General features: G+C 71.3%; 15 protein-coding genes. 10 read left to right on the forward strand and 5 right to left on the reverse strand.

What is annotated here, in order from left to right; all coding sequences use genetic code 11:
• The first annotated feature begins 93 nt into the window (after positions 1 to 93).
• From EAS64_RS23690 to EAS64_RS23705, 4 genes are all read left to right on the forward strand, one after another.
• Entirely contained in the window at positions 94 to 471 is a 378-nt protein-coding gene (locus tag EAS64_RS23690; protein WP_145856136.1) for a hypothetical protein, read from the forward strand.
• Between the two features lie 145 nt (positions 472 to 616).
• On the forward strand, positions 617 to 1,318 hold the full coding sequence (locus tag EAS64_RS23695) for a DUF4232 domain-containing protein (RefSeq protein ID WP_145856138.1): 702 nt from the start codon (positions 617 to 619) through the stop codon (positions 1,316 to 1,318).
• A gap of 89 nt (positions 1,319 to 1,407) precedes the next feature.
• Positions 1,408 to 3,672, forward strand: coding sequence for an RNA degradosome polyphosphate kinase (locus EAS64_RS23700; RefSeq protein ID WP_145856140.1), 2,265 nt, complete (start codon positions 1,408 to 1,410; stop codon positions 3,670 to 3,672).
• Positions 3,665 to 4,888: an NUDIX hydrolase gene (locus tag EAS64_RS23705; protein ID WP_145856142.1), complete on the forward strand. Its 1,224-nt coding sequence runs from the start codon at positions 3,665 to 3,667 to the stop codon at positions 4,886 to 4,888. The genes EAS64_RS23700 and EAS64_RS23705 overlap by 8 nt, the downstream gene beginning before the upstream one ends.
• Here the strand turns inward: EAS64_RS23705 and EAS64_RS23710 are convergent.
• The 4 genes from EAS64_RS23710 to EAS64_RS23725 all read right to left on the reverse strand — a co-directional run bounded on the left by EAS64_RS23710 (position 4,864) and on the right by EAS64_RS23725 (position 8,245).
• On the reverse strand, positions 4,864 to 5,640 hold the full coding sequence (locus tag EAS64_RS23710; protein ID WP_145856144.1) for a DedA family protein: 777 nt from the start codon (positions 5,638 to 5,640) through the stop codon (positions 4,864 to 4,866). The two genes, EAS64_RS23705 and EAS64_RS23710, sit on opposite strands and share 25 nt — an antisense overlap.
• 152 nt (positions 5,641 to 5,792) lie before the next feature.
• Complete coding sequence (locus tag EAS64_RS23715; RefSeq protein WP_439333619.1) at positions 5,793 to 7,088, reverse strand: HRDC domain-containing protein; 1,296 nt, start codon at positions 7,086 to 7,088, stop codon at positions 5,793 to 5,795.
• A gap of 62 nt (positions 7,089 to 7,150) precedes the next feature.
• Positions 7,151 to 7,894, reverse strand: a complete 744-nt coding sequence (locus EAS64_RS23720) for a DUF3000 family protein (protein WP_145856146.1) — start codon at positions 7,892 to 7,894, stop codon at positions 7,151 to 7,153.
• Positions 7,895 to 7,975: 81 nt separating this feature from the next.
• Complete coding sequence (locus tag EAS64_RS23725; RefSeq protein ID WP_145856148.1) at positions 7,976 to 8,245, reverse strand: hypothetical protein; 270 nt, start codon at positions 8,243 to 8,245, stop codon at positions 7,976 to 7,978.
• 294 nt (positions 8,246 to 8,539) lie between these two features.
• On the opposite strand from EAS64_RS23725, the gene hemE reads away from it, so the two are divergent.
• The 6 genes from hemE (at position 8,540) to hemQ (ending at position 13,928) form a co-directional block, all read left to right on the forward strand.
• Positions 8,540 to 9,589, forward strand: a complete 1,050-nt coding sequence (gene hemE / locus EAS64_RS23730; RefSeq protein WP_281283305.1) for a uroporphyrinogen decarboxylase — start codon at positions 8,540 to 8,542, stop codon at positions 9,587 to 9,589.
• Between the two features lie 86 nt (positions 9,590 to 9,675).
• Entirely contained in the window at positions 9,676 to 9,792 is a 117-nt protein-coding gene (locus EAS64_RS47565) for a DUF5990 family protein (RefSeq protein ID WP_369333565.1), read from the forward strand.
• A gap of 145 nt (positions 9,793 to 9,937) precedes the next feature.
• The gene (locus tag EAS64_RS23740) at positions 9,938 to 10,714 is read left to right on the forward strand and encodes a tyrosine-protein phosphatase (protein ID WP_145856152.1); all 777 of its coding nucleotides are present in this window, start codon (positions 9,938 to 9,940) and stop codon (positions 10,712 to 10,714) included.
• Positions 10,711 to 11,367: an HAD family hydrolase gene (locus tag EAS64_RS23745; protein WP_145856154.1), complete on the forward strand. Its 657-nt coding sequence runs from the start codon at positions 10,711 to 10,713 to the stop codon at positions 11,365 to 11,367. Before EAS64_RS23740 ends, EAS64_RS23745 begins: the two co-directional genes overlap by 4 nt.
• Positions 11,368 to 11,693: 326 nt before the next feature.
• Positions 11,694 to 13,115, forward strand: coding sequence for a protoporphyrinogen oxidase (hemG, locus tag EAS64_RS23750; protein WP_145856156.1), 1,422 nt, complete (start codon positions 11,694 to 11,696; stop codon positions 13,113 to 13,115).
• Between the two features lie 69 nt (positions 13,116 to 13,184).
• Complete coding sequence (gene hemQ, locus EAS64_RS23755) at positions 13,185 to 13,928, forward strand: hydrogen peroxide-dependent heme synthase (protein WP_145856158.1); 744 nt, start codon at positions 13,185 to 13,187, stop codon at positions 13,926 to 13,928.
• A 94-nt stretch (positions 13,929 to 14,022) separates the two neighbouring features.
• On the opposite strand, the gene EAS64_RS23760 is transcribed toward hemQ, so the two are convergent.
• A complete protein-coding gene (locus EAS64_RS23760; RefSeq protein ID WP_187366133.1) occupies positions 14,023 to 15,042 on the reverse strand; it encodes a DUF4349 domain-containing protein in 1,020 nt (339 codons plus the stop codon).
• Positions 15,043 to 15,149 lie beyond the last annotated feature (107 nt).

The raw sequence follows: 15,149 nt of genomic DNA on the forward strand, positions 1-15,149 counted from the left end.
TCATGGTGTGACGGCGCGGAGCCACGTAGGGTTCCTCGCGACGGCGCTTGGCTCACTGCCGCGCCGTGGCGGCATGGCGAAGGAGGAACTGGGATGTCGGGCGGCGTAACCGGTGCGCAGGATCTGCTGCTCGCCGAGACCCTTGGGCTCGCGATGGCACGGCGGGCCGCGGACATTCTCGACCGCCACCGGCTGGCGCTGACCAGCGGCGGGGCGGCCGATAAGGCTGCCGCGACCGGGACGGAAGGCGGGACGGCCGGCGCCGACGACGCCCAGTTCGCCGCCGACAACGCGATCTTCACTGCCGTGCTCGACGCTGCAAACGAATGCCTGGGCCGGTTCGACACCAGGCCAGCGGATGAGCGCTGGTGCGACGCGCTGCTCCAGGTCATTCACCTAGGGCAACTGGCGCCGTTCGCCTGGGGCGACCGAACGCCTGACAGCCCGAACGTCCCCGAGTGGCGGCTCTAGCCGCCGGCTGCCAGCCCGCCCGGCAAGCCCCTATGGCAAGCCCATGTGGCAACACTGTGCGACAAGACGAAGCCAGGGCCTAGGCAAACGCGTCCGTCAAGGTGAAGATGGGTGAGTAGGGGCTGATCGTTGCAAGGGGGCCGCGATGCGGGCAGGCGCAAGCCTAGGCTGGCGAGTCGCCGCGGCCGTGGTCTTCGGCGCCACCGCGGCGCTCGCGGTCATCGTCAGCAAGGGGGCGCCGATGAACGCCTCGCTGATATCCGCGAAGGGAGCGGACGGCGGGCACGCCGCCGCGTCCGCGAGCGCGGTCCCGGCCGTACCGCCGCAGTGCGCGATCTCCCGGCTGCGGTTGTCGGTGGGACCTGGCGTCCGGGTGGCCGAGCAGATCACGCACGGCATTCCACGTGGGGCCACCAAGCCCCCCGCCGCCAAGCATGGCCAGGCCGTGGCCGCGGCGCTCATCCGCTACCGGCTCGACTTCACCAACGTGTCGCGCCTGCCGTGCACGATGACCGGCTACCCGCAGGTGGCCGCGGACCGCAACGGTGATCTTGTCGGCGGCGCGGCCGCCCATGACACGGCGGTGGTGGCGCACCGCCTGCTGCTCGCCCCCGGCCAGACCGCGCACGCCTCGCTCGACGCCACGGTGCCGACGCCGCGCTGCCATCCGGTCCGCGCGTCCGGCCTGCGCGTGGTCCCGCCCGGCCAGTCGTCGGCGCGCTACCTGGACCGCCCGCTGACCGCCTGCACCGCCCGAGGGCAGATCTACCTGCACGTACGCGCCGTCCAGGCGGGTGCTGACGCCCCCTCTGGCGCCCCAGCGAGCACTCAAGTAACGGGCGGCTGAGCCCGGCACGCGGGCCGTAGCCGGCTAATCCGGCGGATGTCGCCGGGGGTGCCGCTTTTGACCCGCGCGTGCACGGGAAAATGGTGATCATGAGCGTCAGCGAGACAGGATTCGTCCCAGCCGACTCGCCTGCACCGCGCCCTAGTCAGCAGCAGGACAGTGAGCAGCAGCAAGACAGGGAGCCGTTGGACGTGCAGTCGATGACCGAGGACGGCGGCCTGGACCTCCCCTCGGCCAGCCAAGGCGAGGAGAGCCAGGGCCGCGAGCTGCCCGCCGACCGCTACCTGGACAGGGAGCAGAGCTGGATCCTGTTCAACCAGCGCGTGCTCGAGCTCGCGGAAGATGAGCAGACGCCGCTGCTCGAGCGCGTCCGGTTCCTTGCCATCTTCGCCTCCAACCTCGATGAGTTCTTCATGGTGCGGGTGGCCGGGCTGATGCGCCGGATGGCCGCGGGGTTCCCCGTCAACATCCCGTCCGGGCGCACCCCGAGCGAGCTGCTCAAGAACACGCTGACCCAGGCGGGCCTGCTTTCGCAGCGGCACGCCGCCGTCTTCACCGAGCTGATCCGGCCCGAGCTCGCCAGCCACGACATTGAGATCCTGCGCTGGAAGGAGCTCACCGCCGCGGAACGGACCGGACTCGCCGAACTGTTCCGCGATCAGGTATATCCGGTGCTCACCCCGCTCGTGGTGGACCCGGCGCACCCGTTCCCGTTCATCTCCGGGCTCTCGCTCAATCTCGCCGTCAACGTCACCGACCCGGCCACCGGCACAACGATGTTCGCCAGGGTCAAGGTGCCGCCGTCGCTGCCGCGCTTCCTCAATGTCAACCGCTACCGCTACGTCCCGATCGAGGACGTGATCGCTGCGCACCTGAACCAGCTGTTCGGCGGGATGGACATCATCGAGCACTACGTGTTCCGCGTCACCCGGGTACGCGAGCTCGAGGTAGACGAGGATGTCACGGAGAACCTGCTCCAGGCGATGGAGCGCGAACTGGTCAAGCGACGGTTCGAGCCCGCCGTCCGCCTCGAGGTGGAGCAGGACATGTCGCAGGACGTGCTGCGCAGGCTGGCGCGCGAGCTGTCCGTGGACGACAACGCGGTCTACCGGCTGCCCGGCCCGCTCGACCTGACCGGCTTGAACGTCATCGCGGACCTGCCGATCCCCGAGCAGCGCTATCCGCAGTTCGTGCCGAACGCGAAGGCCGTGCCGACCGACACCTCGATCTTCGCCGCGATTGACGAGCGCGACATCCTCGTGCACCATCCCTACGACTCGTTCACCACCACCGTGCAGCGGCTCGTCGAGGAGGCCGCTGCCGACCCGCGGGTGCTGGCGATCAAGCAGACGCTGTACCGGACGAGCGGGGAGAGCCCGATCGTGGACGCCCTGGTTGACGCGGCGGAGGCGGGCAAGCAGGTCGTCGTGGTGGTGGAGATCAAGGCGCGCTTCGACGAGCGGGCGAACATCGCCTGGGCCAGAAAGCTCGAAGAGGCGGGCTGTCACGTCGTCTACGGTTTCGTCGGCATGAAGACGCACGGCAAGCTGATGCTCATCGTGCGCCAGGAACCCGACGGCGCGCTGAAGCGGTACATCCACATCGGCACCGGCAACTACCACTCGACCACGGCCCGGCTGTATGAGGATTTCGGCCTGCTCACCGCGGACATACGGGTGGGCGAGGACGTCACGGACCTGTTCAACCACCTCACCGGGTACAGCAGGAAGAGCGGCTACCGGCGGCTGCTCGTCGCGCCGGAATCGCTGCGCGCGGGCATCGTCGGGCGCATTGGCCGCCAGGCGGCCAGGGCCAGGGCGGGCAAGCCCGCCAAGATCGCGTTCAAGTGCAACGCACTGGTGGACGAGGTGGTGATCGACGCGCTCTACCGGGCGGGCCAGGCCGGGGTCCCCATTGACATCTGGGTTCGCGGCATGTGCGCGTTGCGGCCCAATGTGCCCGGTTTGTCCGCTAGCATCAGAGTCCGCAGCGTGCTCGGCCGTTTCCTTGAACATTCAAGGATCTATGCCTTCGGCACCGGTGAGCCCGACCCCGACCCGCAGCCGGGCGAGGACCCAGACGCCGGGAACGAGGTCTGGCTCGGCAGTGCGGACATGATGCACCGGAACCTGGACCGGCGAGTGGAATCCCTGGTGAGAGTAGTTGATCCCGCGCATTCCACGCGGCTGCGAGAACTGATCGATCTTGGCATGGACGACCGCACGTCCTCCTGGTGGCTGGACAGCGACGGGAACTGGAGCAGGCACTCCCGCGACGAGTCCGGCGCTCCGCTGCGTGACGTGCACGAAAGCATGATCATGGACAAGAGCCGAGGGCGCATCACCGATGCCTAACAACAATTCAGGATCCAGGCTGATCAAGGCGGCCGGCGGTGTCGCCTGGCGCCCTGGCCCTGACGGCGAGCCGGAGATCCTGCTCGTGCACCGGACGAAATACGACGACTGGTCGCTGCCCAAGGGCAAGGCAGAGCCCGGCGAGCCGCTGCTGGTCACCGCGGTCCGCGAGGTGCTCGAGGAGGGCGGCGCGCGCCTGGCCCTCGGCCGGCGCCTGGCCTCGGTCCGCTACAACGTGGGCGGCCGCCCCAAGCGGGTCCACTACTGGGCGGCACGCACGGTGTCCGTCGACGAGCGTGCGGTCCCGAACTCCGAGGTCGACAGGGTCGCCTGGGTGCCCGCCTCCAGCGCCGCGCAGAAGGTCAGTTACCCCCACGACCACGGGGTGCTCGCCGACTTCGCGGCGCGGCCCGCGGGTACCGTACCGCTGATCCTGCTGCGGCACTCCAAGGCGCTGCCCAAGAGCGGCTGGAAGCGCGCCGACGCCGACCGGCCGCTCGACGACTCGGGCCGCGCCGACGCCAAAACCCTGGCCGACCTGCTGACCTGCTTCGCCCCCCGGCTGCGGCTGATCAGCTCGACCGCGGCGCGCTGCACGGAAACCCTGCGGCCGCTCGCGCAGCTCACCGGCGCTCGGGTGCGGGAAGTCCCCTCCCTCTACATCAACGCCAAGTCACCCAGAACGGGTTCGGCTGACTCCGGCCCCGACATCGACTCGCTTATCCGCGAGGCCATCGCCGCGGGCGAGCCCACCGTGGTGTGCGCGCACCGGGAGAACCTGCCTGACCTGCGGGCGGCGGCGCTCGCGGCGCTCACCGGACATGTGGCCGCCGGGGAGACCTCCGCCGACGACACCGGTGACGCCCCGTTCGAGCTGCCCAAGGAGTGGGACGACGCGCTGAACACGTCCGGTTTCTGGGTGCTCAACGTCGCGCCGCTGCCTGCGCCCGCGGAACCGGAGGCGGTAGCCGAGGCGCCCGCGGCGGCACCCGCGACGCAAGAGCCGCTGGCGCGCCCGCTGTGGCGGCGCCTGCTTGGCCTGCCCGCGCGCGATTCCGCCCGCGTCGAGCCGGCCGCCGTGCACTCGGCAGTGCCCGAGCCCGGCGATGAGGCACGCGCACCCGAGCCCGCCGACGCCACTGAGACCGCCGAGGGCAGCGCGCCGGCCGGCGTGCTGATCTCCGCCGACCGCTATGACTTGGCCGAACTGTCCTGAGAGCTCTCGCCGGCGTCCACCGGCGTGTTCCCCGTCACCGCCGCGCGGCGCCGCTTGCGGATGCGCAGGCCGATCCAGGCGATGATCACCACGGCCGCCGCGATCGCCGCGTACAGCGAGTAGCGGCTGATGGCGTCGTAGACCGCGGTGATGTGCTGGCCGGCGAAGTAGCCGACGCTCACCCAGGTGCCGACCCATAGGGCGGCGCCGAGCGCGTTGAACGCGACGAACTTCAGCCAGTGCATCTCGATGATCCCGGCGATGAGCCCGTTGGCCTGCCGCAGCCCCTCGACGAACCGGGCGATCACGATGATCTTGCCGCCGTGATTGTTGAAGAAGTTCTCCGCCTTGTCGAGGCGTTCCGGTGTCAGGAAGACGTACTTGCCCCAGCGGTCCACCACGGCCCGCCCGCCGAACCGGCCGATCGCGTATCCGAGGTTGTCGCCCGCCACCGCGGCGAGGAAGCCGGCGATGTAGACCATGACGATGTTGGGCCTGCCGGTTCCGGCGAATACCGCGCCCGCGATGAGGATCGTCTCGCCTGGCACCGGGACGCCGAAGTCCTCAAGGAAGACGAACAGCACGATCGCCCAGACGCCGTAGTGCTGGATCACGGGCGCGAGGGAGTTGAGGAAACCAGGCAGCTGTGGCGGGGCCGCACTGGCGAATACAGGGCTGGCGAGCAGTGCTGTGCCGTGGAGCGCCGTGCTGCTCAGTGCTGACGCGACGGCAGTAAGCAAGAGTTCGTCCATCCCCCGGTTGTTGGTCGGCCGCCGTTCGCCGCGGCGGTAGTTTGCCCTACAGCGTAGCCTTTCCGGCGGCCACCCGGATCAGGCCCGGCGGCCCGTCGTGGCCTGCACTTTCACGAACCAGGCACCCTATGCGTGCGCAGCGGCGCTGATCGTCACGCGGTCGGGGCCGAGCTCGCGGCGGAGGCGGCGAACGCCTCCGCGAGCGGGAGGGACGTCAGCTCGGCCTGCCACCGGCGGGCGCCATAGCCTCGCAGGACCGCGGAGACCGTCTCCTGCGTCGCGGGGACCGGTGGCTCCCAGGCCAGGCGGCGCAGCGCGTCAGGCGGCAGCAGGTTCTCCACTGGCAGCCTGCGCTCCGCGGCGATCGCGCCGATCGCCTCGCGCGCGGCGGCGAGCCGCGCGGCCGCGGCCGGGTCGCGTTCCGCCCAGCGGTGCGCGGGCGGCGGGCCAGGCGCGGTGGCCACGCCGGCCACCTCGGGCAACTCCGCCTCGGTAAGCTGCCGGACCCGGGTCACCGCGGCGGTCCAGCGCTCGGAGTACTTGCGTGCGTTCCGCGCGTGGAACCCGCTGATCCTGTCCAGCTGCGGCCGGCCGGTCGGCGCGGGCTTGCCCGCCTCGGCCCTGGCCGCGTCGATGATGGCCTGATCGCTCAGAATCCGCCGGGGCGACAGGTCGGCGTCGCGGGCGATCTCGTCCCGCGTCTGCCACAGCTCGCGGACCACCGCGAGCGCCCGCCTGGTCCGCACCTTGTGGATGCCCGAGGTGCGCCGCCATGGGTCGGCGCGGGGCGGCGCCGGGGGAGCGGCGGCGACGGCGGCGAATTCCTGCCGGGCCCACTCGGTCTTTTCCTGCTCGTCGAGCTGGGTGGCGAGCGCGTCGCGCAACTCGACGAGCACCTCCACGTCGAGCGCCGCGTACTTGAGCATCTCCGCGGGTATCGGCCGCACCGACCAGTCGGCGGCCGAATGTTCCTTCGCCAGCCGGAAGCCGAGCACCTCTTCGAGCATGGTGCCGAGCGCCACCCGCGGGTAACCGAGCAGGCGGCCGGCCAGCTCCGTGTCGAACAGCTCGTGCGGCTGGTAACCGATCTCGGCCAGGCACGGCAGGTCCTGTGAGGCGGCGTGCAGCACGGCCTCGACATCGGCGAGCGCGGCGCCGAGCCCGGACAGGTCGGGGCAGGCGATCGGGTCGATGAGCACCGTGCCAGCCCCCGCGCGGCGCAGCTGCACCAGGTAGGCCTTCTGCCCGTAGCGGTAGCCGGAGGCCCGCTCGGCGTCGACCGCCACCGGCCCGCTTCCCGCGGCGAGCCGGGCCACGGCCGCCGCGAGGTCTTCGGCGGTGGCGATCACCGGCGGCAGCCCGCCGGCCGGCTCGGTCAGGTCGATGATCTCCCGGCCGTCGTCGGTCGCGCTGGCGTCGTCCTCGCTCGCTGCCACGTCACCGGGCACGCCAGCATCTGCTGACGCCCCTGCCGCGGGAAATTCGTCCTCGTACGACGTACCCTCGGCAGTCACTGGCGTCGCCGCCCGCGTTGACCAGCCCCGTGTTGACCAGCCCCATGTTGACCAGCACCGTGTTGACCGCGCCGGCCGAGCATCCGGGTTCCCGGCGGCTGGGCCGGCAGGCCCGCCGCCGCGGCAAGCAGGTCGCACCAGGCGAAGATGGCGCCGCCGATCTCGTCGTCGAGCTGCTCGCCGTCCGGGCACCAGGAGCCGCGCAGCTCGAAGGCGGTGGACGGCGGCTCGTCCGCCTTGCCCCCGTAACCCTCGGTAATCACCCGGGTCACGGTACCGCTCGGCGCGCCGTAGCCGGGAGCGTGCAGGTCAAGGGCGTCGGTGAGCCAGGACCAGCCGACCTCGCCGAGCATCGGGTCGGCCGCCATCTCCTCTTCCACGTCGGCGTGCACCTGCACCACCACGCGGAACGTTGACGTCCAGCTCTCGTGCCCGGCCGGATCGTGCAGCAGCATCAGCTTCGCTGACCCTGCCTCCTGGCCGTCACGGTAGGCGGTGGCTTCGAACGCGATCGCGTACGGGGCCAGGCGCTTGGGCGCGGGCCAGTCCTCGATCTCGAGATCGTCCCTGACCTCGGTGACCGCATCGCGGGCCGCCTCGAGAGCGGCGACCGCTGCGGCGAAGGCGGCGCTGTCCGTGGCGGCAGAGCCGACGCCGTCCGCGGCGGCACCCTGGCCCGCCGGGACCGCCTCCGCGTCGCCGCCTGCCCGCACCGCTGCGGGCGTGTCCGCCAACCTCATGGCCTGAGCGTACGTCGTGCCTGGCGGCGACTGGCGCGCGGGCGGCGGGTTAGCGGGCCGGTGAGCGGTCCTGAGCTGGGATTACGCGGCACGGACGGACTGCATGGGCCGGATGGGAATGGGTGTGTCCGCGAAGGCGTCGTCGCTGGTGAGCGCCTCGCTGCCGGTGGGCACCCCTGTTCCCATGAACACTGTGCCCATGACGACCGCGGCGCCGCAGCCCAGGCATACCCACTCGGGGCACTCGCCGTCGACATCCGGGCAGCGATCACCGGCGTGCCGGCCGGGGTGAACCTGCTCAAATGGCTCGTCGCCGCCACATCCGGGACAATTGCCAAGCGGCTGCGTCATCGGATGCCCCCTCCGCTTGCGTTCCTGCTGCTAACTGCTCTGCTCGTACCTGCGGACTCTTCCAGATCTTGGCACGGAGCAGGGCGATTTCTGGGGATCTCGCCCGGCGTGTCGGGCCGCGCGCCCGATGGCAAAAGGCGCCATCGTATCGGGCGCGCGGCCCGACCTGCCTCCCGGGGGGACGACCCCCCGTACCCCCCGGTGTGCGGCGCGGGGCGCCGCACGGTGGTGGGCGGGGCGATGGCAAAAGGCGCCATCGTGTGGGGCGCGCGGAGCGGCGGTAAACTCCCTGGCGTGACCCACCCCCAGCCAAACCAGCCGCAGAGCTCGCCCTTCGTCCGCGCGTGCCGCGGTGAGCCGGTGCCGTACACCCCGATCTGGTTCATGCGGCAGGCGGGGCGGTCGCTGCCCGAGTACAAGCGGGTCCGCGAGGGCATCGCGATGCTCGACTCGTGCACCAGGCCCGAGCTCGTTACCGAGATCACCTTGCAGCCGCTGCGCCGGTACGACGTCGACGCGGCGATCCTGTACAGCGACATCGTGGTACCGCTGCGCGCGGTCGGCGTGGATGTGGACATCAAGCCGGGGATCGGCCCCGTGGTGGAGCGGCCGATCCGCGCCATGAGCGACGTGGCGCGGCTGCGTCCGCTCGAGCCCGCCGACGTCCCCTTCATCGGCGAGGCGGTGAAGTCCCTGGTCGGCGAGCTCGGCGACAAGCCGCTCATCGGCTTCGCCGGCGGGCCGTTCACGCTCGCCTCCTACCTGGTCGAGGGCGGCCCGTCGAAGAACCACGACAGGACCAAGGCGCTGATGTACGGCGAGCCCGAGCTGTGGCACGCGCTGATGAGCCGGCTCACGGACATCGCCATCGGGTTCCTTCAGGCGCAGATCGAGGCCGGCGCGTCGGCGGTGCAGCTGTTCGACTCATGGGTCGGCGTGGTCAGTCCGGAGGACTACCGGCAGTCGATCCTCCCGCACACCCGGCGGATCTTCTCCTCGCTTGCCGCCTTCGGCGTGCCGCGGATTCACTTCGGCGTGGGCACCGGCGAGCTGCTCGGCCTGCTCGGCGAGGCGGGCGCGGACGTGGTGGGCGTCGACTGGCGGATACCGCTCGACGAGGCGGCCCGCCGGGCGGGCGGCGGCAAGACGGTCCAGGGCAACCTCGACCCGTCGGTGCTGCTTGCGGGCTGGGACGTGGTGGAGGCGCGCGCCCGCGCGATCCTCGACCACGCCAAGGGGCTGCCAGGCCACGTGTTCAACCTCGGCCACGGCGTGCTGCCGGAGACCGACCCGGACGTCCTGGCCCGCCTCACCGACCTGGTGCACGAGGTAACCGCCCGCTAGCAGCTCAGGCGCATCGGTGCCGGCAGCCGCCGTCCGTTACCGGGACGCCGATCCGCCCGTGCTGGCGGCCGCGGTCAGCCGCCGGAATACCGGGCGGCCGGTTCATCTACCTCAACTGGGGCACCGTCGACGCGCCAGGCGAGTTCCGCATGTTCCGGCGTGCCAAGCTCCGGCTCGACGCGGTGCCCCGTGAGGTGCATTGAACCGCCATTGAACCGCCGTTGAGCCGCCCTCGATCCGCCCTTGATCAGCGTGCACGCGTGATCATCGTGGCTGGTCGCGCACTGTTCACCTGGGTTTCGCGGATGCGGTTGGCCTGCCTCACGTGCGAAATGGGACAATCGGGACGTGGCATGGATTGAACTTGAAGGCGCTGTCAACGCGCGCGACCTGGGCGGGCTGCCCACCATCGACGGCGGAAGCACGGTGCACAGCCGGCTGCTGCGCTCGGAAAACCTCCAGGAGCTGACCCCTGGCGACGTCAGCAGGCTGGTCGAGGAGCTTGGCGTGACCACGGTCGTCGACCTGCGCTCGACCAACGAGGTAACGATCGAGGGACCGGCGCCGCTCGACGCGCTTTCCGGGGTCAGGCACGCGCACCACCCGGTGCTCAAGGAGTTTCTCGACGTGTCGGACACGCTGAAGGCTGCCCTGCTCACCGAGTCCGTCGAGGCGGACCGCGAGCGCTACCCCGACGACCCGATGTGCGGTCACTACCTCGGCTACCTGGAGAACCGCCCCGAAGAGGTCGTCGGCGCGCTGCGCACCATCGCCACCGCCCCCGGTGCCGCCATCGTGCACTGCGCCGCGGGCAAGGACAGGACGGGCGTCGTGGTGGCGCTCGCGCTGACCATCGCGGGGGTGGAGCCGGAGGCCATCGTCGACGACTACATGGCCACCGACGACCGGCTCGAGGCGATCGTGGAGCGGCTGAGCCGTTCCCGGATGTACGCGGGCGACATAACGAGCAGGCCGGTCAAGGCGCACGCGCCGCGGGCGGAGACCATGAAGGCCTTCCTCGAGCAGCTCACCGTCCGCTACGGCGGCATCGATGCCTGGCTGACCGCCAACGGCTTCGGCGCGGCCGAGGTCGCCACGCTGCGCGCCAGGCTCAGGCAGGCGTGACCCGCGTGGTACATGCCTGCCTCATCGACGTTTACGACACGATCCTCGTCTCCCAGTTCGTGCCGCGGACGAAGGAGCTCATCGAGCCGCTCGGCCTGCCGCTTGACGACTGGCTCGCCGAATGGGAGACCATGCGGGAGGACCGCGACCGCGGCCGGATGACCGTGGCCGCCTCGTTCGCCCAGACGCTGCGCGCGCTCGGCGTCGAGCCCAAGCCCGAGCTCGTCGAGGAGCTGTCGCGGCGCGACGCGGAGCTTGTCCTCTCCTACACCCGGCTCTGCGACGACACGGTGCCGTTCCTCAACTGGCTGCGGTCACGCGGGATCCGGACCGCCCTGGTGTCCAACTGCGCGGACACCACGCGGCCGCACCTCGACTACCTAGGCGTCACCCCGCTGGTCGACGCGCTCGTGCTGTCCTGCGAGATCGGCTCCATGAAGCCGTTTCCCGAGATGTACGTGACCGCGCTCGACGACCTCGGCGTCGCGGCGGTCGACGCGGTATTCATCGACGACCAGCCGACATTCTGCGTCGGCGCGCAGGCGGTGGGCGTTCGTCCGATCCAGATCGCCCGGGGCGCGGAGAGCGGCTACGTCTCGCAGTGGGATTTCCCCGTCGTTCACTCGCTGTTTGAGGCGCAGTCGCTGCTCTGAGTGTCCAGGGTCGAGGGAGTCCATTAGGACTGTGCGGTACGTCACACGCTCCTGAGACGCGCGGGAAGGGCGAGGCTGGATGACGCCGGGTGACAGCTCCGCGTTCGGCCGCAGTGCGCTGCTCATCACCACCGCCGCGTACGCAGACCCGCGCGGGCAAGGACGGCAGCGTCCGCCTCTGGCGCTAGCCACCCCTAGGCGGTGCCCCCGCAAAGGATGGCCCCCGCTCCCGCCGCCCCGCCTGCCCGGCGTCCACCGTCCGCCCCCTGACGGCAAGCGCGGCCGCCCGCACTGGCGGCCGGGCCCGTTATGGCAGGCTTAAGCTCATGACGGTTAACGGGACGCCGCACGTGGCGGTGATCGGGGGCGGGATCACCGGCCTGGCCGCGGCCTTCTACCTGATGGACTCCCCGGTTCGTGTCACCGTGCTCGAGGGCTCGGGACGCGTCGGCGGGAAGCTGTCGGCCTCCGACGTGGCCGGAGTGGCCATGGACGAAGGGGCCGAGGCGCTGCTCGCCAGGCGGCCGGAAGGCACCGAGCTGATCGCCGCGGTGGGCCTTGGCGACGCCCTGATCCCGGCCGGCGTCACCGCGTCCGCCATCTACACCAGAGGCGCGATGCGGCCGCTGCCCCGCAGGCAGTTCATGGGCGTGCCCGCCGACCTGGACGAGCTCGCCGCCACCGGGGTCATCTCCGCCGAGGGCGTGGCGCGGGCGAAGGACGAGACAGAGTTGCCCGCGGAGGCCCGCGACGTCTCCGTCACCGAGTACATCGGGTCCAGGCTCGGCGCCGAGATCGTCGACAGGCTCGTCGACCCGCTGCTCGGCGGCGTGTACGCGGGCCGTTCCGAGGACCTGTCGTTCACCGCCACCCTCGCGCCGCTCGCCGCGGCGGCGCGCACGCACGACCGGCTGACCGGTGCGGTCGCGTCGCTCCTCCCGCCCGCACCCGCCGCGGCACCCACGGCCAAGCCGGACCCGGTCTTCGTCTCGCTGACCACCGGCCTCGGCGCGCTGCCCGAGGCGGTCGCCAAGGCGTCGGGTGCGGACATCCGCACGAACGCCATGGTCCGCGAGCTCGCGCGCACCGAGACCGGCTGGCGGCTGACCGTCGGCCCGGCGGCCGACCCCGAGTACCTGGACGCCGACGCGGTGATACTCGCCGTTCCTGCCGCGCCCGCCGCCCGGCTGCTCAAGGACGCGGCAGGCGCCGCCGCGGTCCAGCTTGATGGCATCCCCTACGCGTCCATGGCCATCGTCACACTGGCCTTCCGTGCCGAGGACTTCCCGGCCCAGCAGCGCAGCGGCTACCTGGTTCCCGCCGTGGACGGGCGGGCCGTGAAGGCCGCCACCTTCTCCACGGTCAAGTGGCCGCACCTGGCAGGCCAGGCGCCGGTGCACGTGGTGCGCTGCTCCGTCGGCCGCAGCGGCGACGTCGCGGTCCTGCGCCGCGACGACGCTGACCTGGCTGCCCTCGCCGCCGCCGAACTCGCCGACGCCATCGGGACCGCCAAGCCGCCAATCGCGAGGCGTGTCACCCGCTGGGGCGGAGGCCTGCCGCAGTACAACGTCGGCCACCTGGAGCGCGTTGCCCGCATCAGGGCGTCGGTCGCCGAGCAGCCCGGCCTCGCCGTCGCGGGCGCCGCCTACGACGGCATCGGCATCCCCGCCTGCATCGCAACCGCCCGTGCCGCGGTCAGCCAGATCACCGGCTACCTGGCCGCCACCCACCCCACGCCGCCAAGCTGACGCCGACTCGCCCTGGCACGGCCAGGGCCGCCAGGCTCGGCGGGCGATCCGGGTCACTAGGATGCAAACATGACTGACTCGGCAGCGGACAAGGCCACGGACGACAAGGCCACGGACACCGGCGACACGCAGCGGCCCAAGGTACGGGACCTCAACGAGCTGATCCGGTACACCATGTGGGCCGTGTTCACGGTGACCGACAGGGACTTCGCCCGCGAGGAGGCCGCCACCGAGCTGACAGAAGTGCTCGACCAGGCCAACGGCAAGGGCATCGTCACCCGGGGCTGCTACGACCTGCAGGGGATGCGGGCCGACGCCGACTTTATGCTCTGGTGGGTCGCGCCGACCGCGGACGAGCTGCAGGAAATGTACGTGAACTTCCGCCGCACCAAGCTCGGCTACGCGTCCGAGCCGGTGTGGTCAGCGATGGCGCTGCACAGGCCCGCCGAGTTCAACAAGAGTCACATCCCGGCGTTCCTGGCCGGGGAAGAGCCGAAGAACTACGTCTGCGTCTACCCGTTCGTCCGCTCCCTCGAGTGGTACCTGCTTGAGGACGCCGACCGGCGCAAGATGCTCGCCGAGCACGGGAAGATGGCCCGCGAGTACCCGGATGTGCGCGCCAACACGGTAAGCAGCTTCGCGCTCAACGACTACGAGTGGATGCTCGCGTTCGAGGCCGACGAACTGCACAGGATCGTGGACCTGATGCGCCACCTGCGCGGCGCGGAGGCCCGCAGGCACACCAGGATCGAGATCCCGTTCTACACCGGCCGCCGCAAGCCGCCCGCCGAACTCGTCGCCTCGCTCGCCTGAACCGCCACCGCCTGAACCGCCACCGCCTGAACCGCGACGCGCGTCGGCCGGCCCCCGAGGTCGGCCGACGCGCGTGCCAAAGCGCCAGGCGGTATCAGGCGGCGTCGGGCGCCTCCGGTGAGGCCGGCGGCGGCTGGCGGCGCTGCTGCAGCCGTCGCCGGCTCCACCAGCCGAGCCCGCCGACCACAGCGATCACCGCGAGGAACGGCGCCACCGCGCCGATCACCGTCAGCAGCCAGCTGATGGTCAGCCGGAACGCGTGCCAGCCTCCCGAGAGCCCGCCGGTCAGGCCGGGCGGCGGCTTCGCCACCACGGTGTGCTGCTTGACCGGGGCCTTCGGCCCGACCAGGCTGAGGGTCAGCGTCGCGTAGGCGGTCTCGTGGTTAAGCGCGCTCTGCTGCGCGAGCATCGACTCGAGGTCGGACTCCTCGGAGTTGATCTGGTTCTGCACCTCGAGCAGCGAGCTGACGCTTCCCGCGTGCTTGAGCAGGTCGCGGAGTTGCGCGATCGCCGCCTCGTCGGAGGCGACCCTGCTGTTCACGTCCGCGACCTGCTGCGTGACGTCCTGGGTCTGCTGCGTCAGGGAGAGCTGAGTGCCGAGCGCGGTCCCGGACAGCGCGGCGAGCGTCGTGGCGTAGGCGACGGCGGGGATCTTGAGCGTCACCGAGGCGGACGCCTCGTTCGGGTGCCCAGGCGGCGCGGCCGTGATGTTTTCCGTCGAGACGTAGCCGCCGGCCGCGGACACGACCGACGTGGCGCGGTTGACGGCCGCCTGGACGTCCTTGGCGCGCACGGTCAGCTGGGCCGTGTAGATCAGCTGCTGCCCGGTCGCGACGTACTTGTCGGTGGTGGACGACGAGGACCGGCCGGAGCTGCCCGACCCGGCGAAGCCGTTGTCCGTGCCAGCGGCCGCGGACGCACTAGGGGCGGCCGCGGCCGACGAGGGGGCCGCGGATCCCGCGGCCTCGCCGGATGCCACGGCGCTTGAACTCGAAGAGCCCGAGCAGCCGGCCGCCGCGGCGGTGATGAGGAGCAGCCCGCAGACGGCGGCCGCGCCGGTCAGCCGACGACTCGGCCGGCGAGGCCGGCGGGGTCGGCGAGGCCGGCGGTCCATGCGGGCGGAAGAGGTGGAGCGCATGCCACTTGGACGGCGGTCCAAGCGCGGCCGGTTGCGTCACCAGGTCACGATTTGGCCGCATGCGACCAACCGCAACCAGGGAA

It is taken from the genome of Trebonia kvetii (assembly GCF_007827045.1).
Classification (GTDB): domain Bacteria; phylum Actinomycetota; class Actinomycetes; order Streptosporangiales; family Streptosporangiaceae; genus Trebonia; species Trebonia kvetii.

What these genes read in the sequence shown, in the direction of transcription:
- EAS64_RS23690 (WP_145856136.1), top strand. Translation starts at nt 94, where the DNA reads ATGTCGGGCGGCGTAACCGGTGCGCAGGATCTGCTGCTCGCCGAGACC.
- EAS64_RS23695 (WP_145856138.1), top strand. Translation starts at nt 617, where the DNA reads ATGCGGGCAGGCGCAAGCCTAGGCTGGCGAGTCGCCGCGGCCGTGGTC.
- EAS64_RS23700 (WP_145856140.1), top strand. Translation starts at nt 1,408, where the DNA reads ATGAGCGTCAGCGAGACAGGATTCGTCCCAGCCGACTCGCCTGCACCG.
- EAS64_RS23705 (WP_145856142.1), top strand. Translation starts at nt 3,665, where the DNA reads ATGCCTAACAACAATTCAGGATCCAGGCTGATCAAGGCGGCCGGCGGT.
- EAS64_RS23710 (WP_145856144.1), bottom strand. Translation starts at nt 5,640, where the DNA reads ATGGACGAACTCTTGCTTACTGCCGTCGCGTCAGCACTGAGCAGCACG.
- EAS64_RS23720 (WP_145856146.1), bottom strand. Translation starts at nt 7,894, where the DNA reads ATGAGGTTGGCGGACACGCCCGCAGCGGTGCGGGCAGGCGGCGACGCG.
- EAS64_RS23725 (WP_145856148.1), bottom strand. Translation starts at nt 8,245, where the DNA reads ATGACGCAGCCGCTTGGCAATTGTCCCGGATGTGGCGGCGACGAGCCA.
- hemG (WP_145856156.1), top strand. Translation starts at nt 11,694, where the DNA reads ATGACGGTTAACGGGACGCCGCACGTGGCGGTGATCGGGGGCGGGATC.
- hemQ (WP_145856158.1), top strand. Translation starts at nt 13,185, where the DNA reads ATGACTGACTCGGCAGCGGACAAGGCCACGGACGACAAGGCCACGGAC.
- EAS64_RS23760 (WP_187366133.1), bottom strand. Translation starts at nt 15,042, where the DNA reads ATGGACCGCCGGCCTCGCCGACCCCGCCGGCCTCGCCGGCCGAGTCGT.